Annotated in this window: 1 pseudogene; it reads left to right on the top strand. The window is 42.1% G+C overall.

The window, feature by feature from the left end:
- Window positions 1-242: pseudogene (locus R2R70_RS22695) on the top strand (GGDEF domain-containing protein); the annotation flags it as partial.

The following is a 242-nucleotide window of genomic DNA, read 5'->3' as shown; positions in this document are numbered from 1 at the left end:
AGCTCATTTACTCTTTGAGCAAGACAAAGCCATTATTAGCATACCTGTAATTAATCAACAGGGTCAGCCAGTGGGCCTACTACATAAAGACCAACTTACCGAGGTATTTGCAGCACCCTATGGTCATGCTCTTTATGATAAGCGCCCTGTTATAGAGTTAATGGATAAACAACCCCTGATTGTTGCTGAGGGCCAAAAGCTAGATACGGTGAGTAAGCAAATAACTGAGCAAGACTTCGATA

It is taken from the genome of Cobetia sp. SIMBA_158, assembly GCF_046566945.1.
Taxonomy (GTDB): Bacteria; Pseudomonadota; Gammaproteobacteria; order Pseudomonadales; family Halomonadaceae; genus Cobetia; species Cobetia amphilecti.
The sequence above is the reverse complement of the archived record's forward strand: the minus strand, read 5'-3'. Positions and strand labels throughout refer to the sequence as shown.